This window comes from Chelatococcus sp. GCM10030263, assembly GCF_042666455.1.
Classification (GTDB): Bacteria; Pseudomonadota; Alphaproteobacteria; order Rhizobiales; family Beijerinckiaceae; genus Chelatococcus.
The window spans coordinates 375,185-400,825 of sequence record NZ_JBHTDB010000002.1; the positions used below are offsets into that span (position 1 = coordinate 375,185).

The window sequence follows — 25,641 nt, forward strand, 5'->3', positions numbered from 1 at the left end:
ACGGATCGCGCCATGAATCGGCTCGGCGGAGCAACCAGTCCCTATCTTCTTCAGCACCGCGACAATCCCGTCGCCTGGTGGCCCTGGGGCGAAGAGGCTTTGGCCGAAGCCCGCCGGACGGGCAAGCCCATCCTCCTCTCCATCGGCTATGCGGCCTGCCATTGGTGCCATGTCATGGCCCATGAGAGCTTCGAAGACGAGGCGACCGCCGCGGTGATGAACGATCTCTTCGTCAATATCAAGGTCGATCGCGAGGAACGCCCCGACGTCGATCACATCTATATGTCGGCGCTGCAGGCGCTCGGAGAACAGGGCGGCTGGCCGCTGACCATGTTCCTGACGCCGGAGGGCGAGCCTTTCTGGGGTGGCACTTATTTCCCGAAAGAGGCGCGCTTCGGCCGGCCTCCCTTCGTGACTCTGCTGCGCGAGATCGCGCGGCTGGTCCAGGAAGAGCCCGGCCGTGTCGCCCATAACCGCCAGGCGCTTCTCACGCATCTGCGCGCCGAAGTTCGCGCCGCGCCTGACGCCTCGCTGGGCCGGGAATGGCTCGATCAGGTGGGCCAGGCGCTTGCCCGTGCCTTCGATCCTGTCAATGGAGGGCTCAAGGGCGCTCCGAAATTCCCGAACGCTCCGTTGATGGAACTGCTTTGGCGCCACGGCGTCGCGCAGGCCGACTCGCGCGCCGAAGCGCTCGTCTATCTCACCTTGGAGCAGATGGCGCGCGGCGGCATTCACGACCATCTGGGTGGTGGCTTTTCTCGCTATTCGGTCGACGAGATCTGGCTCGTGCCGCATTTCGAAAAGATGCTCTATGACAACGCCCAGCTTCTGCCCCTTTACGCACTGGCCGCTGTTCGGACGGGCCAAGACGTGTTCAGCGAGGCCGCCGAGGGCATCGTCACCTGGCTGCTGCGCGACATGGCGATGCCGGAGGGCGCTTTCGCGGCGAGCCTCGACGCCGACACGGAGGGTGAGGAGGGACTGACCTACGTCTGGTCCAAGGCGGAGATCGACCACATCCTCGGGCCGGACAGCGCCTTGTTCTCGGCCCATTACGACGTCACACCCGAAGGCAATTGGGAAGGCCATATCATCCTCAATCGCCGACAGGCCCCCGAGACTGACGATGCGACCCGAAGGAAGCTCGCGGCTGCGCGGCAAAAGCTACTCGCCGTCCGGCAAGGCCGGCCGCAGCCTGGGCGCGATGACAAGATTCTGGCCGACTGGAACGGATTGATGATCGGCGGCCTGGCCCGGGCGAGCCTCATGATGAACCGTCCCGACTGGCTCGAGCCTGCAAAGAGCGCCTATCGTTTCGTGCGTGAATCGATGAGCCGGGATGGCCTGCTCGGTCACAGCTGGCGCGACGGACGGCTTCTCGTCCCGGGCTTTGCCAGCGATCACGCGGCCATGGCGATCGCCGCCTTGGCGCTGCTCGAGGCAACCGGTGAAGCCGGCTATCTGGAGGACGCCCTCCACTGGACGAAGGTGCTGCAGGACCATTTCGCGGACGAATCGGCTGTTCTGTTCATGGTCGCCGACAGCGCCGCCGGCCTCGTTCTGCGTCCGCAGCCGACACACGACGACGCCGTGCCCAATGCCAATGGATTGCATGCCGAAGCCCTGGTTCGGCTCGCAGAACTTCCAGGGACTCACCGCGAAGACGTGGACAAGGTCCTCGCGACCCTTGCCGGCCGGGCGCGCGAAGCGCCCTTCGCCCATGGCACGATCTTGAATGCGCTCGATCTGCGTCTCAACGGGGCAAGCATCGTCGTTGCCGGAAAGGAGCGGGCAGCACTTATGGCGGCCGCACGGACCATTCCTTATCCGAATCGAACGCTGGCCGAGTTGCCGCCCGGCACAAGCTTGCCCGAAGATCATCCGGCTGCCGCGCAGATCGCTTCAGCGGGCGAAGGGGCCGCCTTTGTTTGTGTCGGCGACCACTGTTCTCTGCCCCTGACCGATCCGGCCGAACTGCAGGCCCGGGTCGCCGCCCTGACCGCCAAAACAAAGCCCGCAGGAAACGGCGGCTAGCGCCGGCTTTTCGCCGTTGCCCAAATTCGCGAGAAAAGCCCCGGATCCGCGGTTACGCGAACCGGGATCCACTTCGCGCCAAACGCTCCCGCCGGCGCGTTGCCGCTCAGGTATTCATCGAGTCGAAGAAGTCGGAATTGCCCTTGGTCTGACGCAGCTTATCGAGCAGGAACTCGATGGCGTCGACGGTCCCCATCGGATTGAGGATGCGGCGCAGCACATACATCTTCTTGAGGATGTCGGCCGGCACCAGCAGCTCTTCCTTACGTGTGCCCGAGCGCGTGATGTCGAGGGCAGGGAAGACGCGCTTGTCCGAGACCTTGCGGTCGAGGATGATTTCCGAGTTGCCCGTGCCCTTGAACTCTTCGAAGATCACTTCGTCCATGCGGCTGCCGGTATCGATCAGGGCGGTCGCGATGATCGTCAGCGATCCACCTTCCTCGATATTGCGCGCCGCGCCGAAGAAGCGCTTCGGCCGCTGCAGGGCATTGGCATCGACGCCGCCGGTCAGCACCTTGCCGGATGACGGCACGACCGTGTTGTAGGCACGTCCCAGGCGCGTGATCGAATCGAGCAGGATCACGACGTCGCGGCCGTGCTCGACGAGGCGCTTGGCCTTCTCGATCACCATCTCCGCCACCTGCACGTGACGCGCCGCCGGCTCGTCGAAGGTCGACGAGATGACCTCGCCCTTCACGGAGCGCTGCATGTCCGTGACTTCCTCCGGCCGCTCGTCGATGAGCAGCACGAGAAGATAGCATTCCGGATGATTCGTCGTGATCGACTGGGCGATGTTCTGCAGGAGAACCGTCTTGCCGGTCCGCGGCGGCGCAACGATGAGACCGCGCTGCCCCTTGCCGATCGGTGCGACGATGTCGATGATCCGCGCCGAATAATCCTTCTTTGTCGGATCTTCGATCTCGAGCCTGAGGCGCTCGTCGGGATAGAGCGGCGTCAGATTGTCGAAATGAACCTTGTGCCGGATTTTCTCCGGGTCTTCGAAATTGATCGTATTGACCTTGAGCAACGCGAAATAGCGCTCGCCTTCCTTCGGTCCGCGAATCGGTCCCTCGACCGTGTCGCCGGTCCTCAGACCGAAGCGGCGGATCTGCGAGGGCGAGATATAGATATCATCCGGCCCGGGCAGATAGTTGGAATCGGACGAGCGCAAGAAGCCGAAGCCGTCCTGCAGCACCTCGACGACGCCTTCGCCGATGATCTCGATTTCACGGGCTGCGAGTTGCTTCAGTATCGCGAACATCAGCTCCTGCTTGCGCATGATGCTGGCGTTCTCGACCTCCAGTTCCTCGGCTGAGGTCAAGAGTTCGGTTGGCGTCTTGGACTTGAGGTCCTGAAGCTTGATCTCCCGCATGGAGACTCTCTCAATATTCAAGGGGCTTGCCTCGGAACGGCGGCCTGGAATTGATGGGGACTGGGACAGGAAGGGGCAGCTAGGAAGAACGAGCTACCAAGCAAAGGCGACGGAAGTCAGAACGTCGCGGGCCAACCTGTTTTAGGGAAGGTGCCCCTCATTAACGCTTTTTCGTCCCGGCCTCAAGCCCCCCGGGGCGCCTCACAGAGGTTTGACAATCACAAGAATGACGATTCCAACCATGAGCAGAGCCGGAATCTCATTCAGAATACGATAAAAACGCGCCGACCGTGGGCGTTTGTCCGCGCTCAGCTTGCGCCATTCTCCGGCGAGAAAGCCGTGAATGCCCGACATGATCACGACCAGGGCGAGCTTGCCGTGCAGCCAGCCGGACGTGAACCAACCGCCGGAATAGGCGATGTAGAGACCCGACAGCCAGGTCAGGATCATCGCCGGCGTCATGATGCCCCTGAGAAGGCGCCGCTCCATGACCTTGAACGTCTCGGACCGGTCCGATCCGGCCAGCGCATCCACGTGATAGACGTAGAGACGGGGCAGATAGAGCATGCCGGCCATCCACGAGATGACGAAGATGACGTGAAAGGCCTTGATCCACTCATACATGCTCAGCCCGCTCCATGCGTGCCCCGGACCCGGCCGACGAGCTGCTCGACATGAGCGATCGGCGTCTGCGGCAGGATACCGTGACCGAGATTGAAGATATGCGGCCCGGTGCTCAAGGCCGCCAGAATCATATCCACAGCGTGGTCCAGTGCCTCGCCGCCGGCCAGGAGAACCTTCGGATCGAGATTGCCTTGTACGGGACGGGAGGCCTGCAGCGCACGCGCCTCGTCAAGCGCAAGATGCTGATCGAGCCCCACCGCATCGACCCCGGCTTCCGCTGCAAAGAGGGAATAGAACCGGCCGCTTCCCTTTGGAAAGCCGATGATTCGCGCCCGGGGTACGGCGCGCCGCACGCCCTCGGTCATACGCCGGATCGGGTCGAGGCACCAGCGACGATAGAGCGCCTCGTCGCTCGTCAAAGCGCCGGCCCAGCTGTCGAAGATCTGCACCGCATCGGCGCCGGCCTCGAGCTGCGCCACGAGATAATCGGTCGAGACCTTCACCAGCCTGTCGATGATCAACTGGAAAAGGGCCAGGTCGCTTGCGGCGAGCGCCAGCGCCGGCGCCTGGTCCGGCGTGCCCCGGCCGGCGATCATATAGGTCGCAACCGTCCAGGGCGCGCCACAGAAGCCGATGAGCGCAGTCTCGGGTGGCAGGGCCGTGCGAACCCTCTCCACGGTCTCCAGCACCGCCCCGAGTTTCGCCGGATCGAAGGATTCGCTGAGCCGCGCAAAATCTGCCGGCGTGGTGACGGGCGTCAGTCGCGGGCCCTCGCCCTCCGCAAACCAAAGCGTCTGGCCCAGCCCATGCGGCACCACGAGGATGTCGCTGAACAGGATCGCCGCATCGAAGCCGAAGCGGCGGATCGGCTGCAAGGTCACCTCGGCGGCGAGCCGCGGCGCGTAGCAGAGGTCGAGAAAGGATCCGGCCTTGGCCCGCAGGTCGCGGTATTCCGGCAGATAGCGCCCTGCCTGGCGCATCAGCCACAGCGGGGGCGGGTTCGAGCGTTCGCCTGCCAGCGTCTTCAGGAAAGTGCCATCTTTGGGCGAAGCGCGAGGAACCAAGATCACCCCTTCTCTCTTATCAATAAGATTCTGATTCTAGACTCTGTTGTTTCTATTAGGGGGGCCTATTGGAGCGGTCCAAGGCCGTCCACAGCTCGTCCCCAAATTGCCAGAGGGATGGCCTGCCGCGAAGGGCTCGCAAGGCCGCACCCTTGCACCGTCACAGGTGTTAAGAAACCGTTAATCTTTATGGTTCCTTAACCATGCGCGCAGAATTCCTCCGCCCTTTGTCCCCATGACCCTCCGCAAAGGTGTGTGGTCCTCACCCACAATGTCACGCCTGTTGATCACTTGCGGGTCTCACGGCACAGTGTCTGACGCCGGTCCACGGAGGTCGAGGCTTTCTCCACAGTCGTCAACCGTCCATACATGGCCGTCATCCGGCATATGGCCTCGCCCGGCCGACGGCTGCGCCAACCTTCGGGACAGATCTTGAGCCGCAATTATTTCCATCTCCATCTCGTATCGGATTCGACGGGTGAGACGCTCATTGCGGTCAGCCGGGCGGCAGCGGCTCAATATGAGGGGATTTCCGCCATCGAGCATGTCTACCCGCTCGTGCGCTCCAAGGCGCAGCTCGAGCGGGTGATCGCCGAGATCGACGTCACCCCTGGGATCGTGCTCTACACCCTCGTCGAGCCGGATCTGGCGGAGATGCTGGAAGTGGCTTGCGCTGCCTCGAGCTCGCCCTGCCTCTTCGTTCTCGATCCGGTGATGCGGCTCTTCCAGTCCTATCTGGGCATGGCCTCTATGGCCCGGCCGGGTGCACAACACACGCTCAATGCGGATTATTTCAAGCGCATCGACGCGATGAATTTCACCCTGCTGCATGACGACGGGCAGATGGTCGAGGAGATCGACACCGCCGATGTCATCCTGACCGGCGTCAGCCGCACGTCCAAGACGCCGACCAGCATCTATCTCGCCAACCGCGGCATCAAGACGGCCAATGTTCCGCTCGTGCCCGGCGTGCCTCCCCCGCCGCAATTGCTCCAAGCGCGCAAGCCGCTCATCGTCGGTCTCATCGCGACGCCGGAGCGCATCGTGGAGATCCGTCGCAATCGGCTCCTGAGCCTGCGAGCCGAGGAGGACTCCGCCTATGTCGACCGCGATGCGGTCGCCGAGGAGGTCGCCCAGTCGCGCAGGCTCTGCGCACGGCAGGGCTGGCCGATTATCGACGTCACCCGCCGGTCGATCGAGGAAACGGCCGCGGCGATCATCGAACTATTCCGCGATCATCGTCTGAAGTTCATCGCCCTATGACCGTATCGCCCTTGTGGCTGTCGGCCGAACCGCTCCTGCTCGCCTCGACGAGCGCCACCCGCCGTGCGCTCGTGGAAGCGGCGGGCATACCGATCGAAGCGGAGGATCCGGGTGTCGACGAGCGGGCCGTGGAAGGGCCGCTGCGCGCCTCCGGCACGTCGACGGCGGAGATCGCCCTTCATCTCGCCCGGGCCAAGGCGCTTGCCGTCAGCATGCGCCATCCCGGACGTCTCGTCCTCGGCGGCGACCAGACGCTGGCCTGCGGCGATTCGGCCTTCACGAAGACCAAGGATCGGGCTGCCGCCCACGACCAGCTCGCCCGGCTTGCGGGCCGCACCCATCACCTGCATTCCGCCGCCGCGCTCGCCCGCGACGGCGCGATCGTTTTCGACGTGTGTCAGTCGGCGGCGCTCACCATGCGGGCGATGGACGATGCCTTTATCGCGCGCTATCTCGCAGCTGCCGGTGACGCGGTCTTGCACAGCGTCGGTGGATATCAGCTGGAGGGCATCGGCATCCAGCTCTTCGCGCGAATCGAGGGAGACCATTTCACGATTCTCGGCCTGCCGCTCCTTCCCGTGCTCGAAGCCCTGCGTCGGGAAGGCTATCTAGCTGCCTGACGCGAGGGCTATTGGCTTCGGTCGCGTTTCATGCATTTGGTCGCTTCGATCGCAACGCGTCGTGCCCGAGGAGTGGATCGATGTCAGCCGCCCTGCCGAAAGCCTGCGTCATCGGCCATCCCATCGGTCATTCCCGCTCCCCCCTGATCCACGGTCATTGGCTGAGAGAAAACGGCCTCGCCGGCGCCTATGAGAAGGTCGACGTGCCGCCCGCCGATCTCGCGGCCTTCGTGACGGGCCTCACTGAGAGGGGCTATGTCGGCGCCAATGTCACCGTGCCCCACAAGGAGGCCGTCGCCGGCCAGGTGGCGGCCCTGACCGATACGGCCAGCGTGCTCGGAGCGGTCAACACGCTCTGGTTCGACGAGACCAACCGGCTGTGCGGCGACAATACCGACGTTGCAGGTTTTCTGGGCAATCTCGACGAGGTAGCCCCGGGCTGGGAGGCGCGCACGCAAGTCGCGATGGTGCTCGGCGCGGGCGGCGCGGCAAAGGCCGTGGTGCATGCGCTGCTCACGCGCCGGGTCGAGCGCATCATCATCGCCAACCGCAATTTCGCCCGCGCCCAAGCACTCGCGGCACGCGAGGTCTCGCCGGAGCAGCGGCTCGAAGCGGTGCCGTGGTCGGAGCTCGACATTCACCTCGGCGAGGTAAAGCTTCTGGTCAATGCGACCTCGCTCGGCATGCACGGCCAGGACCCGCTCGTGGTCGATATATCCAAGCTGCCGATGACCGCGGTGGTCAATGACATCGTCTATGTGCCGCTCGAAACCGACCTGATCGCCGCGGCACGGGCGCGCGGACTTCTTGTGGTCGATGGGCTCGGCATGCTGCTTCATCAAGCCGTGCCGGCCTTCGAGCGGTGGTTCGGCATCAGGCCGCGGGTTACACCGGCGCTGCGGACGCTGATCGAAGGCGACGTCCTGCGCCATCATCCGCGCGCGTGACTTGCCATGACCTTCGTTCTCGGCCTCACGGGTTCGATCGGCATGGGCAAGTCGACGACCGCCGGCATGTTCCGGGCGCAAGGCATTCCCGTGCATGATGCCGACGAGGCCGTGCACCGGCTCTATCGCGGAGCGGCCGTACCGCTCATCGAGAAAGCCTTTCCCGGCACGACCGCGGGCGGTGCCGTCGATCGCGCCAAGCTCGGCGCGGTGGTGCTGGGTGATCCCGAACGCCTCGCGCGCCTCGAGGCCATCGTCCACCCGCTCGTCAGGGCGGACCGCGAAGCCTTCGTCGCCGAGGCGCACCGGACGGGAGAGCCGCTGGTCCTGCTCGATATCCCGCTGCTTTACGAGACGGGCGCGGAGCGCGACTGCGATGCGGTCGTCGTCGTGAGCGCGCCGCCGGAAGTCCAGCATGCCCGCGTCCTGGCGCGGCCCGGCATGACCCCCGAACGCTTCGAGATGATTCACGTGAAACAGCTGCCGGACGCCGAGAAGCGCCGCCGCGCCGATTTCGTTGTGGACACCGGCAGCGGTCTGGAGCATGCCCAGGCTCAGGTTGCCGCGATCATCGCTAAGGTGAGGCAGGAAGCGAGTCGTCTGAAGGGTTGTTGATGCTCCGGGAAATTGTCCTCGACACGGAAACGACGGGCCTCGATCACGCGACCGGTGACCGGATCGTCGAGATCGGCGGCGTCGAACTGATCAACCACCTGCCGACCGGCCGCAATTTCCACGTCTATATCAACCCGCAATATCCGGTTGCGCCGGCAGCTTTTGCCGTCCACGGCCTGTCCGACGAATTTCTTGCCGACAAGCCGCTGTTCGCGGCGATTGCGGCGGAGTTCCTGGAATTCATCGCCGGCGCCAGGCTGGTCATCCACAACGCATCATTCGACATCGGCTTCCTCGATGCGGAACTGCGCCGGCTCGCTTACCCGCCGATCCCGCCGGCCAGTGTCATCGACACGCTCACCATGGCGCGGCGCAAACACCCGGGTGCCCAGAACAATCTCGATGCGCTTTGCGCCCGGTACGGCATCGACAATTCGCGTCGCACCAAACACGGCGCGTTGCTCGATGCGGAAATCCTGGCCGACGTTTATCTCGAGCTCATCGGCGGCCGGCAGGCGGATCTCGGCCTCGCCGTGGTGGGCCTTGGCCGCGCGGCCAATCTCAGGAATGGCGAGATCGAGCGCGCGACGCCCCGCCCCGCCCCGCTACCGTCGCGCTTGACCGAAGCCGAGCGCGACGCCCATCGTGCCTTCGTGGCGGGCCTTGGTGCCGCCGCCTTGTGGAATCGCTATGGCGAGCCCGAAACAGAGGCTGTTGCTCAGGCTTCTGCCTGAGGCTGTTCCTGCTGCTGCAGGTCCGCCAGCTTCTGGCGATAGAGCGCGGCGAAGTCGATCGGATCGATGAAGAGCGGGGGAAAACCGCCGCTGCGCACGCAATCGGCCACGATCTGCCGGGCGAAGGGGAAAAGCAGCCGCGGGCACTCGATCATCACCGTCGGATGCAGATGCTCGGCCGGGATGTTGCGCAGGCGGAAAACGCCGCCATAGATGAGCTCGAAGACGAACAGCACGTTCTCGCCGATGCTCGCCTTGCCTTCCAAGGTGAGATCGACCTCGAAATCCGTCTCGGCGAGCTGGTTGGCGCCGACATTGACCTGGATGGAGATCTCCGGGCCCTGCTGCTGCGGCGTAAGCGACCGCGGCGCGTTGGGATTCTCGAAGGAGAGATCCTTGATATATTGCGCCAGAGCATTGAGCGACGGAGCGGTCTGCTCGGCGCCACCGCCGTTGGTGAAAGTGTCGGCCATGATCTTGGTCCTCGGGATCTCGGTATGAAAAAAAGGGGCCCCGAAAAGCGTCCGCTCGCCGGGCTGGCCTCTGCAAAAACAGCCCGCCGGGGCTTTTCGCAAAAGAACCGTCGGAGCCCCTGCAGCGCATTATCGGCTCCGAATGCGGGGGGCTATCATGGAAGCCAGGCCCCGACAAGGCGCTGCGCGGGGACATGTGGGACAAAGCGATCGATCGACCGTGGCTTGTTTGCAAAGACAGTGGATGTTACGAGCGCAAGCCCCCATATCTACATGACGGCGTCCGAAAGGGCCTACCTCGTGACCGCTCTACGGCCGGCGGGGCTTGACGCAAGGGGTGGAGCGCGAGACGACTGAGAGCCATGCAAGACAGTTTCGACGTAACCACCATCGTCTTTCTCGCGCTTGCGGTCTTCGTCATCTGGCGCTTGCGGTCTGTTCTCGGCCAGCGCACAGGGAGCGAACGGCCGCCGCAGGATCCGTTTGCCCGGCGCGAGCCGCCGATGAAGCCGGCGCCCAATGCGAGCAGCAACGGCGATAACATCGTGCGCCTGCCGGGTGCGGCCAACGATGCCGGCGGGGCGGCGGTACCCGAGCCGAGCGGTGAACGCTGGCAGGGCATCGCCGAACCGGGAACGCCGCTGGCGGCGAGCCTCGACGCGCTGGTGCGCGCCGAACCGGCGTTTGATCCGGCCGAATTCCTGAACGGCTCCAAGATGGCCTATGAGATGATCGTCGTGTCCTTCGCGCAGGGGGACCGAAAGACGCTCAAGACCCTTCTTGCCAAGGAGGTCTTCGACGGCTTCGACCGGGCGATTACCGAGCGTGAGAAGCGCGGCGAGAAGGTCGAGACGACTTTCGTGTCCATCGACGGTGCCGATCTCCTCAATGTCGACCTGAAAGGCCGCGTTGCGCAGGCGACCGTGCGTTTCCAGTCGAAGCTGATCACCGCCACGCGCGACGCCACCGGCAAGGTGGTGGACGGCAGCGCCGATACGGTGGTCGATGTCACCGACGTCTGGACCTTCGCCCGCACGCTCGGCAGCCGCGATCCCAACTGGCAGCTCGTCGCGACCGAAGCCGCGCAATGATGGGCGAGGACGGTGCGGGAGATGCTTCGTCCACGCGTTCTCGGTCGGCTCATCTCCTGTCTCGCGATTGTGATGACGGCCTCGCCCGTTCAGGCTGAGGTTCCTTCCGCAGTCGGCGGCGCACGTCTCGAGCCTGTGTCCTACTCCACGCTTCCTGGCTGGAGGCAAGACGATCATGCGGCCGCCTTCGCCACTTTCCTGCGCTCCTGCACGGCCATGGACCGGGCAGAGCCTCCGCCCCGGCCGGCCCTGGCCGCGGCGCGGGGATTGGCCGCGATCTGCCGGGCTGCCCTTGCAGATCCGCCGAAGGGCCGCACCGCCACCCGCCGCTTCTTCGAGGACAATTTCACGGCCTTTCGCGTGCTGCCCGCCGACGGCGAAGGCTTCCTCACCGGCTATTTCGAGCCGGAGTATCGCGGGCGCCTGACGCCTGATGCGACATACACCACCCCCCTTCTCGCCCGGCCCGACGACCTCGTCACCCTTCAACCGGGTGAGCAGGTGGCGGGCCTCGACCCGGCGCTCTCGGGCGCCCGGCGCGGCCCGCGCGGTCTCGAACCCTATCCCGACCGCGCGGCGATCGAGGACGGCGCGCTGGGCTCGGCCGCCAAGCCGCTCGCCTGGCTCGATCCGGTCGATGCCTATTTCGCCCATGTGCAGGGCTCGGTGCGGGTACGGCTCGGCAACGGACAGGTGCTGCGGTTCGCCTACGCGGGCAAGAACGGCCGCCCCTATCGCTCGCTCGGCCGCCTGGTGGCGCAGCAAACGGGGCTCCCTCCCGCGCAGCTGACCGCGCCGCAGCTCATCGCCTGGCTGCGGGCCAACCCGGCTGACGCCCGCCGGCTGATGCGCGAAAACGGGTCCTATATTTTCTTTCGACCGGCAACCGAGCTCGACCCCGCGAAAGGCCCGCTCGGCGGATCCTCCGTGCAGCTCGTGCCGGGGCGAAGCCTGGCGATCGATCGCACGCTCTGGCCCTATGGCCTGCCGTTCTGGATCAACGCCAGCTTGCCGGGTGCGGGCGCTGACGAGCCCTTCCGTCGCCTGATGATCGCCCAGGATACGGGCTCCGCCATCCGCGGACCCGCCCGCGCCGATATCTTCGTCGGCATGGGGCCGGCGGCCGGCGAACGGGCCGGACTTTTCCGCCATGCCGGCAGCTTCGTCGTCCTCTTGCCCAAGGAATTGCCCAAGGAGCCTGACGCCAAGGAGCCTGCCGCGGCGGGCAGCGAGCGATGAGGCGCCGGCGTGGCCGCCTGCTCGATCCCGAAGAGGTCGCGCTCTGGCGCCATGTGACGCGAAACGTCAAGCCGCTCTCCGGACGGGACGAGCCCGCCGATCCGCCGGCTGCACCGGCCCCCGTGCCGGAGCCGGAGCCTGTTGGCACGCCGCCCGCAAAAGCCGTCGCGACCCGATCAACGAAAGCCCCGGCCAAGCCGGTCGCGCCGAAGCTCGCGCCATTGGCGCCGCTCGACCGGCGGCAGCGCCTGAAGCTGCGGCGTGGTACCGAGCCGGTCGAAGCCTCACTCGATCTGCACGGCATGCGCCAGTCGGAGGCCCATGCCTCCCTTGTCGGCTTCCTGCAGCGGGCTCAGCGCGCCGATCTGCGGCTGGTCGTGATCATCACCGGCAAGGGCGGCGCCCGGTTCGAAGCCGGTGCCGGCGATCTCTTTGCCGAGCGCGGCATTCTGCGCCGCGTCGTGCCGCAGTGGCTCGCAGCCGCGGATCTCCGCTCGGTCGTCCTCGGTTATGGCGAGGCGGGCCGCGAACATGGTGGCGCCGGCGCCCTCTATGTTCGGCTGCGGCGCCGGCGCGAGGCGCGATCGTGACGCCCTTCGGCGCCCGCATGCGCGCCCTTCGCCGGGAGCGCGGCATGACGCTGAAGGACATGGCCGAGGCGCTCGGCGTCTCCAGCGCCTATCTGTCCGCCCTGGAGCACGGCCGGCGCGGACGTCCCACCTGGGCGATGATGCAGGCCATTCTGCAGCACTTCAACATCATCTGGGACGATGCGGACGAGCTGCTGCGGCTCGCGGATCTTTCGCACCCGCGCGTCGTCATCGACACGTCCGGCCTGCCACCCGAGGCGACATTTCTCGCGAATCGGCTCGCCCGCGCGATCGACAGCCTGCGCGAGGACGATCTCGCGCGGCTCCTCGCCATTCTCGACGAAGTCGAGGCCCGTCAGTCCCGACCTTGATCCAACGGCCTCCGTGGCTTGACCCCATCCTTCGCCGATGTTTAGTCGCGACCGGGAAGCTCGAAAGGACTAGTCAATGACGCGCCGCTATGACGTGCTGGGGATCGGCAATGCCATCGTCGATCTCCTTGCCCGCACGGATGACGATTTTCTCGTTACCCACGCCCTGCGCAAGGGGTCGATGACCCTCATCGACGAGGCACGGGCGGAAGCGCTCTACGCGGCCATGGGGCCGGTGACGGTGGTCTCCGGCGGCTCCGCCTGCAACACGATTGCCGGGCTCGCCTCTCTGGGCGGGTCGGCCGCGCTGATCGGCAAGGTGAAAGCGGACGAGCTCGGCGAGCTCTTCGCCCATGACATCCGGGCGCTCGGCGTCGATTTTACGACCATGCCCGCCGCTGACGGCCCGGCGACGGCCCGCTGCTTCATCCTGGTGACGCCGGATGGCGAGCGCACCATGAATACCTATCTCGGCGCGAGCCAGGACCTGTCGCCCGCGGATATCGATGCCGAGATGGTGGCCGCCTCCTCCATCGTCTATCTCGAAGGCTATCTGTGGGATCCGCCGGCCGCCAAAGAGGCCTTCGTCAAGGCGGCGCGGCTCGCCCACAGCGCCGGCAGCCGCGTCGCGATCACTTTGTCCGATCCCTTCTGCGTCGATCGCTATCGCGAGGAATTCCTGGGCCTCATGCGCACGGGCGCCGTCGATATCGTCTTTGCCAACGAGCACGAGTTGCTGAGCCTCTATCAGACGCCGAATTTCGAAGAAGCGGTCGGCTATCTGCGCGAGGAGAGCCTGCTCGGCGTCGTCACCCGCTCGGAGAAGGGCGTCGTGGCGGTCACGCGCGAGGAGACGGTGGCGGTGCCTGCAGCCCCGATCGAGAAGCTCGTGGACACAACCGGCGCCGGCGATCTCTTCGCCGCCGGCTTCCTCTTCGGGCTTGCACGGGATTTCGATCTGCGAACCTGCGCCCACCACGGCAGCCTCGCGGCCGCGGAGGTCATCCAGCATCTCGGCGCGCGGCCGGAGCAGAACTTGCGCCGGCTCGCCGAGGACAACGGGCTGCCGGTGTGAGGTGTTAGGCGCTTCGCTTAAGGGGGCGCCTACCTGCTCTCATCGCTCGAATACGGGGCTGTGGGCATCATCTGTGCGGGTCATCCCCTCTCCCAGGCGGGGAGAGGGACAGGGTGAGGGGGATAACCCCTTGAAGCGGCAGACAGATCCCCTCACCCGGCTGCTTCGCAGCCGACCTCTCCCCATCGGGGAGAGGTGCAAGCGGCCATCGATCATACCTACAGCCGCCGGAGCGCCACTTCCTCGATGCGATGGCTGTCGCCCTTGCGCAGGATGAGGCTGGCGCGCTGGCGCGTCGGCAGGATGTTTTCGCGCAAATTGACGAGATTGATGCCGCGCCAGAGATTTTCGGCGGTCGCCATCGCCTCTTCCAGCGAGACCACGGCATATTTCGCGAAATAGGACTTCGGATCGCGGAAGGCCGTTTCGCGCAGCCGCCGGAAGCGGCTCACATACCACTCGTGCAGGTGGCGCTCGTCGGCATCCACATAGATCGAAAAATCGAAGAAATCGGACACGAAGGGGATGGCTGTGCCGTCGCGCGGCAAGCGTGCCGGCTGCAGCACATTGAGCCCCTCGACGATGAGGATGTCCGGCCGATCGATCACCACCGTCTCGCCGGGCATGACGTCGTAGACGAGATGCGAGTAGACTGGCGCTTCGACATTGCGCTTGCCGGCCTTGATCTCCGTCAGGAAGCGCAGGAGCGCCTGGATGTCGTAGCTTTCGGGAAAGCCCTTGCGGTTCATCAGCCCGAGCCGCTCGAGTTCGACATTCGGCAGGAGAAAGCCGTCGGTGGTGATGAGGTCGACCTTCGGCGTGTTCGGCCAGCGGGCGAGCAGCGCCTCCAGCACGCGCGCCGTGGTTGACTTGCCGGCAGCGACCGAGCCGGCGATGCCGATGATATAGGGCACCTTGCCGTTCTCGTCGGCCAGCAGGAAGCGCTGCGTAGCGCGGAAGAGCCCCTGCGTCGCCGCCACATAGAGCGAGAGCAGGCGCGACAGCGGCAGATAGATCTCGGACACTTCCGTGAGCGAGATGATGTCGTTGAGCGACTGCAGCCGCAGCACCTCCTCGGCGCTCAGCGTGAGCGGCGTGTCGGCGCGCAGCGCTGCCCATTCCGCCCGCGAGAAGATGCGGTAGGGCGAAAGCTCGTCTTCGAGCTGCGGAAGATTGACCCGTTCATCCATTCTCGTATCCCGTCCCGCGCGGCTCAGCGGCGGCGTTGGGCCTTTTCGGCGAGCCCCGATTGGGCGGTACGGCGTTGAAGCTCGGCCAGCACGTCGCCGATCGCGACGTCGCCGGCTTCGAGCACGACGAGGAGATGGTAGAGCAGATCGGCGGCCTCGCTCGTCAGCGCCCGGCGATCGCCCGCCATGGCCGCGATGACCGTCTCCACCGCTTCCTCGCCGAGCTTCTTGGCGGGGCCTTCGGGCCGGCTCGCCATGAGCTTGGCGGTATAGGATTCCTCGGGGCTCGCCTTGGCGCGTTGCGCCACGATGGCCGCGAGATCGTCGAGCGTGAACGTGTCGGTCATGGCCAGCGGGTCCGAAACCTTGCCCTGAGCGGCAGCTTGGCCGTCGGGTTGATCAGCCATCCTGATGCGCGACGTCCTGCCGGGCAGGGTCGAGCCGCATCGCCAAGCCGGCACCGGCCATGTAAGCCTTGGCCTCGCTTATACTATAATCGCCGAAATGGAAAATCGACGCGGCCAGCACGGCGCTCGCATGTCCGTCCTGCACGCCGGCGACGAGGTGATCGAGATTGCCGACCCCGCCTGAGGCGACCACCGGTACGCGCACCTTGTCAGCGATGGCCCGGACGAGCGCGAGGTCATAGCCCTCGTGGGTCCCGTCGCGGTCCATGGAGGTGACGAGCAGTTCGCCGGCGCCGAGCTCCGCGACCTCCTGCGCATAGGCCAGGGCATCGAGGCCCGTCGCCTGGCGCCCGCCATGGGTGAAGACCTCCCAGCGGTCGGGTTCTTCGGGCGCGGAAACCTTTTTGGCGTCGATGGCGACGACGATGCACTGGTCGCCGAATTTTTCTGCAGCCTGGCGCACGAACTCGCGGTTCTTCACCGCCGCCGTCATGATCGAGACCTTGTCGGCGCCGGCAAGGAGAAGGGTGCGGATATCCTCGATGGTGCGCACGCCGCCACCGACGGTGAGCGGCATGAAACAGGCCTCGGCGGTGCGTTTCACGACGTCGAGCAGGATCCCGCGATCCTCATGGCTCGCGGTGATGTCGAGGAAGCACAATTCATCGGCACCGGCCGCGTCATAGGCGATGGCGGCGGCGACGGGATCGCCGGCATCGCGCAGATCGACGAAGCGCACGCCCTTGACGACGCGGCCGTCCTTGACGTCGAGGCAGGGGATGACACGGGTTTTGAGCACCTCTTGCTCCTATTGCCCGGCCGGCAGGGCGGCGGCAGCCTTGATCAGCGCAATGGCCTCCGCCGGATCGAGGCGCCCGTCATAGAGCGCGCGGCCGGAGATCGCGCCCTCCAGGATCGCGCAGTCCGGTTCGAGCAGCCGTTTCACGTCCTCGATGGAGGCGAGCCCTCCCGAGGCGATCACCGGGATCGCCACGGCTTTCGCCAGCCGGAGCGTCGCCTCGATATTGAGGCCCTTGAGGATGCCGTCGCGGGTGATGTCGGTATAGATGAGGGCAGCGACGCCGGCATCCTCGTAGCGCCGGCCGAGCTCCTCCGCCGTGATCTCCGACAGCCGTGCCCAGCCTTCCACGGCGACACGCCCGTCGCGTGCATCGATCCCGACGGCGATACGCCCCGGATGCACCCGCGCTGCCTCGCGCACGAAGTCGGGGTCGCGCACGGCCGCCGTGCCGATGACGACGCGGGCGACGCCGCGGGCGATCCAGCCGTCGACGGTCTTCATGTCGCGAATGCCGCCGCCGAGCTGCAGCGGCATGGCGGTACGCGCCAGGATATCCTCGACCGCATCGGCATTCATCGGCCGGCCGGCAAAGGCGCCGTCGAGATCGACGACATGCAGCCAGGAAAAGCCCTGATCGGCGAAGATCGCCGCCTGCGCGGCGGGATCGTCGTTGAAGACCGTCGCCTGGTCCATGTCGCCCTGGACGAGCCGCACGCAGCGGCCGTCCTTCAAATCGATGGCGGGAAAGAGAATCACGGCCGCCACCTCAAGAAATTGGCGATGAGAGCGAGCCCGAGCGCCTGGCTCTTCTCGGGATGGAACTGGGTGCCCGCGACATTGCCGCGGGCGACGATGGCGGTGAGCACGCCGCCGTAATCCGTCTCGGCGACGAGATCCGCCCGATCACGGACATCGAGCGCATAGGAATGCACGAAATAGGCGTGCAGACCCTCCGGACCCGTGGGAATGCCGTCGAGGAGGGGGTGGGCGCGCGCGGTCAGCAAGGTGTTCCAGCCCATATGCGGGATCTTGAGGCCGGGCTCCTTCGGCTCGATCAGGCGGACATCGCCGCCGATCCAGTCGAGGCCGGGTGTCGTCTCATATTCCAGGCCGCGCGTGGCCATGAGTTGCATGCCGACGCAGATGCCGAGGAAGGGCACGCCGCGGCGATGCACCGCTGCCTCCAGCGCCTCGACCATCCCGGGCACGGCATCGAGGCCGCGGCGGCAATCTGCGAAGGCGCCGACGCCGGGAAGGATGATGCGCTCCGCCCCGGCCACCAGTTCCGGATCGGCCGTGACGGTGATGGTCGTGGCAAGGCCCGCCTCGCGCGCGGCGCGCTCGACGGCCTTATGGGCGGAATGCAGATTGCCGGAACCGTAATCGACGATGGCGGTCGTCATCGCGCGCCCTCGGGTTCGGGGAAGAGCCCAAGAACCGGCGAACCGCCTCCCGGCGAACTATTCGCCTGCGAACCGCGCATTGGTTCGGAGCCACGCGGGGCTTCCGGCCGTTTCGGTGGGGGCTGGGCCGGGCCGGCGTAATTGGGGCCGGGCATCCCGGCACCCGATGTCCGGCTGGCGAGCCAGAGCGCAAAGGCGCGGGCCTCGGCTTCGATCTTGTTGCTCGCAACGACGACCCCGGCGAGCATCATGCCCTGCCGTTCGAGCTTTCGGCGTCTGAGGTCATTGGCTTCCAGCGCGAAGAGGATGACGATGACGAGCGAGACCGAGACCACTGCCCATGCGGGCAGCCCTGCCCAATTCATGAGCAGATCGGTCCCGACGGTCAGGACGAGGAGCACGAGGGCCGCGAGCCACAGCCGGCGGTAGAGGCACCACAGGACCTGAAAGATGAAAGCGCCCCAGGAAAAGCCGTCGCGCACGAGCACGGCCTCGTCGAGCGCCGCGGGATCGCCCGGCACGCTCCCCGCCGGGACATGCAGCGTATAGACAGCCATGACCTCGCTCCTACAACGCGCCCTTCGTCGAGGGGATGCGCTCGCCTTCGCGGGCATCGATACTGACCGCGGCACGCAAGGCACGGGCCAACCCTTTGAAGCAGCTCTCCGCTATATGGTGCCCGTTGTCGCCGTAGAAAGTCTCGACATGCAGCGTCAGCCGCGCATTCATGGCGAAAGCCTGGAACCATTCGCGCACGAGCTCGCTGTCGAACGCGCCGATCTTGGCATGCGGCAGGGTGGTGCGGAACACGAGGAAGGGCCGGCCGGAGATGTCGACGACGACGCGCGTCAGCGTCTCGTCCATGGGCAGGTCGGTGCTGGCGTAGCGGCAGATGCCGCGCTTTTCGCCGAGCGCCTCGACGAAGGCTTGGCCAAGCGCGATCCCCGTGTCCTCCACCGTGTGGTGCTGGTCGACGTGAAGATCGCCGGTCACCGCGACCCTGAGGTCGAACAGGCTGTGGCGCGCGAAAAGTTCGAGCATATGATCGAAGAAGCCGACGCCGGTCGCGATATCGGCCTTGCCCGAGCCGTCGAGGTCGATCTCGACGAGCACGTCGGTCTCGCTGGTGCGGCGTTTGACGGTCGCGGCCCGCATGACATCTCTCCTTCGCCGAGGCTTTGGCGCCAAAGCAAGCCTCTTGCGCCAAAGGCTCTGGCACGATGCAGCTTCTAGCAAGAGCCGCGGCGCTGCGCCACCGCTGAGCGCCGATGCCGCCGACCCGCTCGCATATAGCCTTAAGGGCGATCGGTTCTGGACCTCGGCGAAAATGGGCTTACATGAGAAAGCCGAAGATGAGGTTGATCGCGTCCATGCACATTCAAGGTTCGAGCTACAGCCAAGACGCCGGTCGGAGCGAACTGTTCCATGCGACGACCATCCTGATGGTGCGCAAGAACGGGCGGGTCGTCATCGGCGGCGATGGCCAGGTGAGCCTCGGCCAGACGGTGGTCAAGGGCAATGCGCGCAAGGTGCGGCGGCTCGCCAAGGGCGCCGTGATCGGCGGCTTTGCCGGCGCGACGGCGGATGCCTTCACCCTGTTCGAACGCCTGGAAGCCAAGCTCGAGCAGTTCCCGGGCCAGCTCATGCGGGCCTGCGTCGAACTCGCCAAGGACTGGCGGACCGACCGCTATTTGAGGCGGCTCGAGGCGATGATGCTGGTGGCCGACAAGGACGTCGGGCTCCTCCTTTCCGGCACCGGCGATGTGCTCGAGCCGGAGGCGCGCGACGGCGCCTCCATCATGGCGATCGGCTCCGGCGGCAATTTCGCGCTCGCGGCGGCGCGCGCGCTCGCCGACAGCGATCACGATGCCGAGGCGATCGTGCGCCGCGCTTTGGCCATCGCCGCCGACATATGCGTCTATACCAACGGCAATCTCGTGATCGAGAGCATAGACGCATGACGCATGAAGGCCTGATCTCCGCCGCTCAGACGCGTGGCATTCTGACCGCCCCCCAGGCCGAGGACCTGCGCCGGCTGGCGGCGGAATTGGGCGGCGCAGAGTTACCGGCGCAAGACGCGCCCGGTGAGATCCCGACCAGCCCGGATGACGAAAAGCTGCGGCTCATCACCGGCTTCGCAGACATCTTCGTGACCCTCGGGCTCGGCCTGTTTCTCGCTGCCCTGACCTATTTCGGAGCCAACCTGGGCCAATCCGAGCTGACGGCCTGGCCGGTCGTTGCGGTTGCCTCCTGGCTCCTCGCCGAATTCTTCACACGCCGCCGCCGGATGGCGTTGCCGAGCATCGTTCTCTTGGCCGTCTTTGCCGGCGCTGTCTTTGCCAGCCTGCTCACCTTTGCGGGCCACGTTCGCGGCGAGGATGCGGCGCTCGAGAACACGCTGGCTTATGCGGCCGAGCATCCTTGGGCCGCAGCCGCTGCCGCGCTTGGCACCAGCCTGCTCACGGCCCTGCACTATTGGCGGTTCCACGTGCCGATCACCGTGGCCGCGGGTGTTGTCGCGCTGGCCGGGGCGATCTTCGCCGGCCTCCTTGCCGCCGCGCCCGAGGTGATCGGCTCGTATATAGAGAGCCTGATCTTCCTGCTGGGGCTCGCCGTCTTCGCGCTCGCCATGTATTTCGATATGTCCGACCGGGCGCGTGCCACCCGCCGAACCGATATCGCCTTCTGGCTCCATCTCGCCGCCGCGCCTATGATCGTGCATCCGCTCTTCGCCGGCATCGGTGGCGGGTTGGATGCTGTCGACCCCAGCCGCGCGGGCCTCATCCTCGCCGCCTTCCTGCTACTCGGGCTCATCGCCGTCATCATCGACCGGCGCGCTATGCTTGTCTCCGGGCTCATCTATGCGGCGGTTGCCTGCGTGGCCTTGCTGAGAACCGCGGGCGCGACCGATTTCGTCATGCCGGCGACGCTTCTTGCGCTCGGCGCCTTCATCCTCCTGCTCAGCGCCGGTTGGCACCCCCTGCGTCGGCTGTTGCTGCGCGTCCTGCCGGCGCCCATCACCCTTCGCTTACCGGATCCCGTGACCGCATCATGACCGATTTTTTTTCCCCCCGCGAGATCGTCTCCGAACTCGATCGCTATATCGTCGGCCAGAACGACGCCAAGCGCGCCGTGGCGATCGCCCTGCGCAACCGCTGGCGCCGTCAGCAGCTCACCGGGCCGTTGCGCGAGGAGGTTCTGCCGAAGAACATCCTGATGATCGGGCCGACCGGTTGCGGCAAAACCGAAGTGTCACGCCGGCTCGCCAAGCTCGCGGGAGCGCCCTTCCTCAAAGTGGAGGCGACGAAATTCACCGAGGTCGGCTATGTCGGCCGTGACGTCGAGCAGATCATCCGCGACCTCGTCGAGGTCGGCATCGGCCTGGTGCGCGCCGCCAAGCGCAAGGATGTCGAGGCCAAGGCCCATCTCGCGGCCGAGGAGCGCGTGCTCGTCGCCCTCGTCGGCCCCAATGCGAGCCCGGCCACGCGCGATGCCTTTCGCCGCAAACTGAGAGCCGGCGAACTCGACGACAAGGAAATCGAGATCGAGGTCCAGGCCCCCGCCCAGGGCCTGCCGATGTTCGACCTGCCCGGCATGCCCGGCGCCTCCGTCGGGGCCATCTCGATCGGCGATATCTTCGGCAAGGCGCTCGGCGGGCGCACCAAGACGCGCCGCGTCAACGTCAAGGAAGCCTATGAGCCACTCCTTGCCGAGGAAAGCGACAAGCTCATCGATCAGGACCAGATCACCCAGGAGGCGATCCGCGAGGTCGAGCAGAACGGCATCGTCTTTCTCGACGAGATCGACAAGATCTGCGCGCGCAGCGAAGTCGGCCGCGGCGGCGCCGACGTATCGCGCGAGGGCGTGCAGCGCGATCTCCTGCCCCTCATCGAGGGCACGACGGTCTCGACGAAGCACGGCTCGGTGAAGACCGACCATATCCTTTTCATCGCCTCCGGCGCCTTCCACGTCTCCAAGCCCTCGGATCTCCTGCCTGAGCTCCAGGGCCGTCTGCCAATCCGCGTCGAGCTGTCGCCGCTGAACGAGGCGGACTTCCGCCGCATCCTCACCGAGACCGAGGCGAGCCTCATCAAGCAGGCCGTTGCCATGATGGCGACCGAGGGCGTCAGCCTCGTCTTCACCGACGATTCCATCGATGCGATCGCCCGCGTCGCGGTCGACGTGAATTCCTCGGTCGAGAATATCGGCGCGCGCCGGCTGCAGACGGTCATCGAGCGCGTGCTCGACGATATCTCCTTCACCGCGCCCGACCGCTCCGGCGAGACGGTGACGATCACCGGGGACTATGTGCGCAACGGTGTCGGCGACCTCGCCAAGAACGCGGATCTGAGCCGGTTTATTTTGTGAGAGTGGCGGCGGACTCCTCCTGCCACTTGTCCCGGACGCGACGGTCGTTTTTTATCCGGGTCGGGTGATCGCGGTTTCGCTCTCCCCCCTTGTGGGGGAGAGGTGGAGAGGGGGGTACGAGTGGCAAGCCCGAATTCTTGTCCGAGCCGTATCTCGATCTCCGGCCTGTGCCGCTTCCCTTCCTTGACCCTCCCCCTGCGGGCAGGGCTATCGCATAAACCGGCGAGACGCTCGTTTCACCTCTCCCCGGCGGGGAGAGGTCGGCCGAGCGAAGTCGGATAGATCCGACTTCGGCTTTCAAATGTCGAACTCGGGCAAACCCGAGTTCGATAGGCGGCCGGGTGAGGGGGAAATCCCTCTCATCTCAAATAGTCATCCCCTCACCCTGTCCCTCTCCCCGCCGGGGAGAGGGGACGAGGCTTTCACAGGCGATTGCCCTACCCCTGCGGGGAGGGATCAAGGCTGCTGCTTATTTCGATCGGATAAGCTAAGTCCCTGGCGAAATGTCCCTCGCCCGCTCCAGCCTCATCGTCGGCCTTGCCGCCGTCGCCTCGCGCCTTCTCGGCTTTGCGCGCGACGTGATGATCGCGCGCGTGCTGGGCGCCGGCCCGGCGGCGGATGCGTTTCTCATCGCCTTCCGCCTGCCCAACACCGCGCGGCGCATCCTGAACGAGGGCGGGCTCAATGCCGGCGTGGTGCCGCTCTACGGCCGCATCCGCGCCGATGCCGGCCCTGCCGCAGCCCGCGACTTCGCCGGCCAGGCGCTTGGCGCGGGCACGCTCGTCCTTCTGGCCGTCACCGGCGTCGTCGAAGTCGCCGCGCCGCTCGTCGTGTTTCTTCTCGCCGGCGGCTATGCGACTGAGCCGGAGAAATTCGCGCTCGCGGTTTTCTACACGCGCCTCGCCTTTCCCTTCGTCGCGCTCGCCGGGCTCGCCTCGCTCATCGGCGTGCTGCTCAACGCCGAGCGGCGGTTTGCGGCGGCCGCCATTGCGCCCGTTCTCGTCAATGTGCTCCTCATCGTCGTGCTCTTGATGCTCGGCACACCGGAGAAGGCCGCCGCGGCGCGTCAGGGCCTATGGCTCGCGCTCGCCGTCACGGCGTCCGGCCTCCTTCACCTCGTCATCGTCGCCCTCGCGCTGCTGCGGTCGCCTCACGGCTTCCGCCTTGCCCAGCCAAGGCTTTCGCCCGAGATCCGCCGCCTCGGCCGTCTCGTCCTGCCCGCTGCGGCGGCGAGCGGTGCCACCCAGCTCGCGGTGCTCGTCGCGACGGCGGTCGCCTCGCAGGAAGCCTCGGCGGTCTCCTGGCTCTATTATGCCGACCGGGTCGCCCAGCTGCCGCTGTCGCTCATCGGCGTCGCGATCGGCACCGTTTTCCTGTCGGAGGTCGCGGCGCGGCTCGCGGCGGGCGATCAGGCCGGCGCCGCGAAGGCGCAGAACCTCGCCCTGGAGGGCGCGCTGACGCTCGCCTTGCCGGCGGCGGTGGCGCTGATCATCCTCGCTGGACCGATCGCGAGCATCCTCTTCGAGCGCGGCGCCTTCGGCGCGGGCGATGCCGCGGGCACCGCCGCGCTCCTTGCCATGCTCGCGCTCGGCCTGCCGGCTGCGGCGGCCGCCAAGGTGTTGGCGCAACCCTTCTTCGCCCGCGAAGCCTTGACCGTGCCGCTCGTCGCCGGCGTCGCCGCCTTGCTGGTCACGGGCCTCGCCGCCATGGGTCTGCAACGGCTCATCGGCGTCGCCGGCATCGGCCTCGGCCTGACACTCGGCCTCGTCGTTCATGCGGCGGTGCTGCAGGTCGCCTCGCGGCGCACCTTCGGCTTCCGCCAGGGCGACGGGACACGGCGCCGGCTCGCGCTCCTCCTCCTCGCGGCACTCGTTATGGGGCTCGCGGTCTGGCTCGCCGCCCGCCTGCTCGCCCCCTGGCTCGCCGCCGAGGCGCTTCTTTCCCGGGCGGGCGCGTTGGCGCTCATCTGCCTCGGTGGTGTCGTCGTCTATGGCGCAGCCGCTTGGCTGCTCGGCGCCGTCGATCCGCGGCTCTGGCGTAAGCCCGCCTGACGCGACAGCACGCGGCCTTGCGCTCGCCGCAGGTCATTGCGATAACGCCGCTCCGACCGGAATGGTCGAATTTTGGTCCGGAGCCTTCCTCCGCACCTCCCTCTTATGCGAAGAGCCATACGGAGCCACCATGGCGGCCTTCAAGGAACGCGTCTTCTCGGGCGTCCAGCCGACGGGAAACCTGCATCTCGGCAATTATCTCGGCGCGATTGCGCGCTTCGTGCCGCTGCAGGAGAAATACGACTGCATTTATTGCGTCGTGGACATGCACGCGATCACGATGCCGCCGTCCGTTTGGGGTGGCCCCCAGGAGCTCAAGCGCCAGATCCGCGAAGTCACCGCCGCTTTTCTCGCCGCCGGCATCGATCCCAAGCGCCACATCGTCTTCAACCAGAGTCAGGTGTCGGAACATGCCGAGCTCGCCTGGATCTGCAACTGCATCGCGCGCATCGGCTGGCTCAACCGCATGACGCAGTTCAAGGAAAAGGCCGGCAAGGATCGCGAGAACGCCTCGGTGGGTTTATATTCCTATCCGACGCTGATGGCGGCCGACATTCTCGTCTATCGGGCAACCCATGTGCCCGTCGGCGAGGACCAGAAGCAGCATCTGGAGCTCACGCGCGACGTCGCCCAGAAGTTCAACAATGACTTCGCGGAATCGATCGCCGCCTGCGGTTTCGGCGAGGCCTTCTTCCCGCTCGCCGAGCCGCTGATTCAAGGGCCGGCCATGCGTATCATGAGCCTGCGCGACGGCACCAAGAAGATGTCGAAGTCGGATCCGTCCGACAATTCGCGCATCAATCTCACCGACGATGCCGACACCATCGCCCAGAAGATCCGTAAGGCGAAGACCGACCCCGAGCCCCTGCCCTCCGAGGAGAAGGGGCTGGAGGGCCGGCCCGAGGCCGACAATCTCGTCGGCATCTTCGCGGCGCTCAAAGGTGTGTCGCGGACCGACGTGCTGCGCGAATTCGGCGGCGGGCAGTTCTCGGTCTTCAAGGCAGCGCTCATCGATCTCGCCGTCGACCGGCTCGGGCCGCTCGGCGCCGAGATGAAGCGCCTGGTCGACGATCCCGCCCATATCGACGCCGTCCTGAGCGATGGCGCCGATCGCGCGCGCGCGATCGCCCGGCCGGTCATGGATGCGGTGAAGGACATCACCGGCTTCGTCAGGCGGGGGTGAAACGGCCGTTCCCTTGGAGACATCCCGGAAGCGGCGAAGCCGCTGTCCGGGATGACCAAAGTCGGACTCGTCAGTCTCACATAAAGACTTCTTTATATCTTTATTGCCCCTTCCGCCGCGCGCTG

The 25,641-nt window shown here is 66.2% G+C and carries 27 protein-coding genes; 16 read left to right on the plus strand and 11 right to left on the minus strand.

Annotated features, from left to right (window positions below):
* The first annotated feature begins 12 nt into the window (after window positions 1-12).
* On the plus strand, window positions 13-2,034 hold the full coding sequence (locus ACFQU1_RS01690; RefSeq protein WP_378128581.1) for a thioredoxin domain-containing protein: 2,022 nt from the start codon (window positions 13-15) through the stop codon (window positions 2,032-2,034).
* A 106-nt stretch (window positions 2,035-2,140) separates the two neighbouring features.
* Here ACFQU1_RS01690 and rho read toward each other — a convergent pair whose 3' ends face one another.
* The 3 genes from rho to hemE form a co-directional block, all read right to left on the minus strand.
* On the minus strand, window positions 2,141-3,406 hold the full coding sequence (gene rho / locus ACFQU1_RS01695) for a transcription termination factor Rho (protein ID WP_378128584.1): 1,266 nt from the start codon (window positions 3,404-3,406) through the stop codon (window positions 2,141-2,143).
* A 201-nt stretch (window positions 3,407-3,607) separates the two neighbouring features.
* Window positions 3,608-4,030, minus strand: a complete 423-nt coding sequence (gene hemJ, locus ACFQU1_RS01700; protein ID WP_378128586.1) for a protoporphyrinogen oxidase HemJ — start codon at window positions 4,028-4,030, stop codon at window positions 3,608-3,610.
* Window positions 4,031-4,032: 2 nt separating this feature from the next.
* Window positions 4,033-5,100 (minus strand): uroporphyrinogen decarboxylase, encoded by a 1,068-nt coding sequence (gene hemE / locus ACFQU1_RS01705; protein WP_378128588.1) that lies wholly within the window; start codon window positions 5,098-5,100, stop codon window positions 4,033-4,035.
* A 426-nt stretch (window positions 5,101-5,526) separates the two neighbouring features.
* On the opposite strand from hemE, the gene ACFQU1_RS01710 reads away from it, so the two are divergent.
* The 5 genes from ACFQU1_RS01710 to dnaQ all read left to right on the plus strand — a co-directional run bounded on the left by ACFQU1_RS01710 (window position 5,527) and on the right by dnaQ (window position 9,273).
* Window positions 5,527-6,357 carry a pyruvate, water dikinase regulatory protein gene (locus ACFQU1_RS01710; RefSeq protein WP_378128590.1) on the plus strand — a complete coding sequence of 277 codons (831 nt, stop codon included), beginning with the start codon at window positions 5,527-5,529 and terminating at the stop codon, window positions 6,355-6,357.
* Window positions 6,354-6,977 (plus strand): Maf family protein, encoded by a 624-nt coding sequence (locus ACFQU1_RS01715; RefSeq protein ID WP_378128592.1) that lies wholly within the window; start codon window positions 6,354-6,356, stop codon window positions 6,975-6,977. Before ACFQU1_RS01710 ends, ACFQU1_RS01715 begins: the two co-directional genes overlap by 4 nt.
* 80 nt (window positions 6,978-7,057) lie before the next feature.
* Window positions 7,058-7,924 carry a shikimate dehydrogenase gene (locus tag ACFQU1_RS01720; RefSeq protein ID WP_378128594.1) on the plus strand — a complete coding sequence of 289 codons (867 nt, stop codon included), beginning with the start codon at window positions 7,058-7,060 and terminating at the stop codon, window positions 7,922-7,924.
* Between the two features lie 6 nt (window positions 7,925-7,930).
* Window positions 7,931-8,539: a dephospho-CoA kinase gene (gene coaE / locus ACFQU1_RS01725; RefSeq protein ID WP_378128596.1), complete on the plus strand. Its 609-nt coding sequence runs from the start codon at window positions 7,931-7,933 to the stop codon at window positions 8,537-8,539.
* Window positions 8,539-9,273, plus strand: a complete 735-nt coding sequence (gene dnaQ, locus ACFQU1_RS01730) for a DNA polymerase III subunit epsilon (RefSeq protein ID WP_378128598.1) — start codon at window positions 8,539-8,541, stop codon at window positions 9,271-9,273. The genes coaE and dnaQ overlap by 1 nt, the downstream gene beginning before the upstream one ends.
* Here the strand turns inward: dnaQ and secB are convergent.
* Entirely contained in the window at window positions 9,258-9,746 is a 489-nt protein-coding gene (secB, locus tag ACFQU1_RS01735; RefSeq protein ID WP_378128600.1) for a protein-export chaperone SecB, read from the minus strand. The two genes, dnaQ and secB, sit on opposite strands and share 16 nt — an antisense overlap.
* A gap of 362 nt (window positions 9,747-10,108) precedes the next feature.
* On the opposite strand from secB, the gene ACFQU1_RS01740 reads away from it, so the two are divergent.
* The 5 genes from ACFQU1_RS01740 (at window position 10,109) to ACFQU1_RS01760 (ending at window position 14,112) form a co-directional block, all read left to right on the plus strand.
* A complete protein-coding gene (locus ACFQU1_RS01740; RefSeq protein ID WP_378128602.1) occupies window positions 10,109-10,837 on the plus strand; it encodes a Tim44/TimA family putative adaptor protein in 729 nt (242 codons plus the stop codon).
* A gap of 21 nt (window positions 10,838-10,858) precedes the next feature.
* Complete coding sequence (locus ACFQU1_RS01745; RefSeq protein ID WP_378128604.1) at window positions 10,859-12,076, plus strand: murein transglycosylase A; 1,218 nt, start codon at window positions 10,859-10,861, stop codon at window positions 12,074-12,076.
* Window positions 12,073-12,666 carry a Smr/MutS family protein gene (locus ACFQU1_RS01750; protein ID WP_378128606.1) on the plus strand — a complete coding sequence of 198 codons (594 nt, stop codon included), beginning with the start codon at window positions 12,073-12,075 and terminating at the stop codon, window positions 12,664-12,666. Before ACFQU1_RS01745 ends, ACFQU1_RS01750 begins: the two co-directional genes overlap by 4 nt.
* Window positions 12,663-13,037 carry a helix-turn-helix domain-containing protein gene (locus ACFQU1_RS01755; protein ID WP_378128608.1) on the plus strand — a complete coding sequence of 125 codons (375 nt, stop codon included), beginning with the start codon at window positions 12,663-12,665 and terminating at the stop codon, window positions 13,035-13,037. Before ACFQU1_RS01750 ends, ACFQU1_RS01755 begins: the two co-directional genes overlap by 4 nt.
* A gap of 76 nt (window positions 13,038-13,113) precedes the next feature.
* Window positions 13,114-14,112 (plus strand): adenosine kinase, encoded by a 999-nt coding sequence (locus tag ACFQU1_RS01760; RefSeq protein ID WP_378128610.1) that lies wholly within the window; start codon window positions 13,114-13,116, stop codon window positions 14,110-14,112.
* A 218-nt stretch (window positions 14,113-14,330) separates the two neighbouring features.
* On the opposite strand, the gene coaA is transcribed toward ACFQU1_RS01760, so the two are convergent.
* From coaA to hisB, 7 genes are read right to left on the minus strand one after another with little or no spacing between them, the layout of a single operon-like run.
* Window positions 14,331-15,302: a type I pantothenate kinase gene (gene coaA, locus ACFQU1_RS01765; RefSeq protein WP_378128612.1), complete on the minus strand. Its 972-nt coding sequence runs from the start codon at window positions 15,300-15,302 to the stop codon at window positions 14,331-14,333.
* 23 nt (window positions 15,303-15,325) lie between these two features.
* Complete coding sequence (locus tag ACFQU1_RS01770) at window positions 15,326-15,649, minus strand: phosphoribosyl-ATP diphosphatase (protein ID WP_378129717.1); 324 nt, start codon at window positions 15,647-15,649, stop codon at window positions 15,326-15,328.
* Window positions 15,650-15,701: 52 nt separating this feature from the next.
* Window positions 15,702-16,508: an imidazole glycerol phosphate synthase subunit HisF gene (gene hisF / locus ACFQU1_RS01775; RefSeq protein ID WP_378128614.1), complete on the minus strand. Its 807-nt coding sequence runs from the start codon at window positions 16,506-16,508 to the stop codon at window positions 15,702-15,704.
* Window positions 16,509-16,517: 9 nt separating this feature from the next.
* Window positions 16,518-17,267, minus strand: coding sequence for a 1-(5-phosphoribosyl)-5-[(5-phosphoribosylamino)methylideneamino]imidazole-4-carboxamide isomerase (gene hisA, locus ACFQU1_RS01780; RefSeq protein ID WP_378128616.1), 750 nt, complete (start codon window positions 17,265-17,267; stop codon window positions 16,518-16,520).
* Window positions 17,264-17,914, minus strand: coding sequence for an imidazole glycerol phosphate synthase subunit HisH (hisH, locus tag ACFQU1_RS01785; protein WP_378128618.1), 651 nt, complete (start codon window positions 17,912-17,914; stop codon window positions 17,264-17,266). The genes hisA and hisH overlap by 4 nt, the downstream gene beginning before the upstream one ends.
* A complete protein-coding gene (locus ACFQU1_RS01790) occupies window positions 17,911-18,471 on the minus strand; it encodes a DUF2628 domain-containing protein (RefSeq protein WP_378128620.1) in 561 nt (186 codons plus the stop codon). The genes hisH and ACFQU1_RS01790 overlap by 4 nt, the downstream gene beginning before the upstream one ends.
* Window positions 18,472-18,481: 10 nt before the next feature.
* The gene (gene hisB, locus ACFQU1_RS01795; protein WP_378128622.1) at window positions 18,482-19,069 is read right to left on the minus strand and encodes an imidazoleglycerol-phosphate dehydratase HisB; all 588 of its coding nucleotides are present in this window, start codon (window positions 19,067-19,069) and stop codon (window positions 18,482-18,484) included.
* Window positions 19,070-19,284: 215 nt separating this feature from the next.
* On the opposite strand from hisB, the gene hslV reads away from it, so the two are divergent.
* The 5 genes from hslV to trpS all read left to right on the plus strand — a co-directional run bounded on the left by hslV (window position 19,285) and on the right by trpS (window position 25,516).
* Window positions 19,285-19,875 (plus strand): ATP-dependent protease subunit HslV, encoded by a 591-nt coding sequence (gene hslV / locus ACFQU1_RS01800; RefSeq protein ID WP_378128624.1) that lies wholly within the window; start codon window positions 19,285-19,287, stop codon window positions 19,873-19,875.
* Complete coding sequence (locus ACFQU1_RS01805; protein WP_378128626.1) at window positions 19,872-20,969, plus strand: hypothetical protein; 1,098 nt, start codon at window positions 19,872-19,874, stop codon at window positions 20,967-20,969. Before hslV ends, ACFQU1_RS01805 begins: the two co-directional genes overlap by 4 nt.
* On the plus strand, window positions 20,966-22,282 hold the full coding sequence (gene hslU, locus ACFQU1_RS01810; protein ID WP_378128628.1) for an ATP-dependent protease ATPase subunit HslU: 1,317 nt from the start codon (window positions 20,966-20,968) through the stop codon (window positions 22,280-22,282). Before ACFQU1_RS01805 ends, hslU begins: the two co-directional genes overlap by 4 nt.
* 503 nt (window positions 22,283-22,785) lie before the next feature.
* Window positions 22,786-24,333: a murein biosynthesis integral membrane protein MurJ gene (gene murJ, locus ACFQU1_RS01815; protein ID WP_378128630.1), complete on the plus strand. Its 1,548-nt coding sequence runs from the start codon at window positions 22,786-22,788 to the stop codon at window positions 24,331-24,333.
* Window positions 24,334-24,463: 130 nt separating this feature from the next.
* Window positions 24,464-25,516, plus strand: coding sequence for a tryptophan--tRNA ligase (gene trpS / locus ACFQU1_RS01820; RefSeq protein ID WP_378128632.1), 1,053 nt, complete (start codon window positions 24,464-24,466; stop codon window positions 25,514-25,516).
* Window positions 25,517-25,641 lie beyond the last annotated feature (125 nt).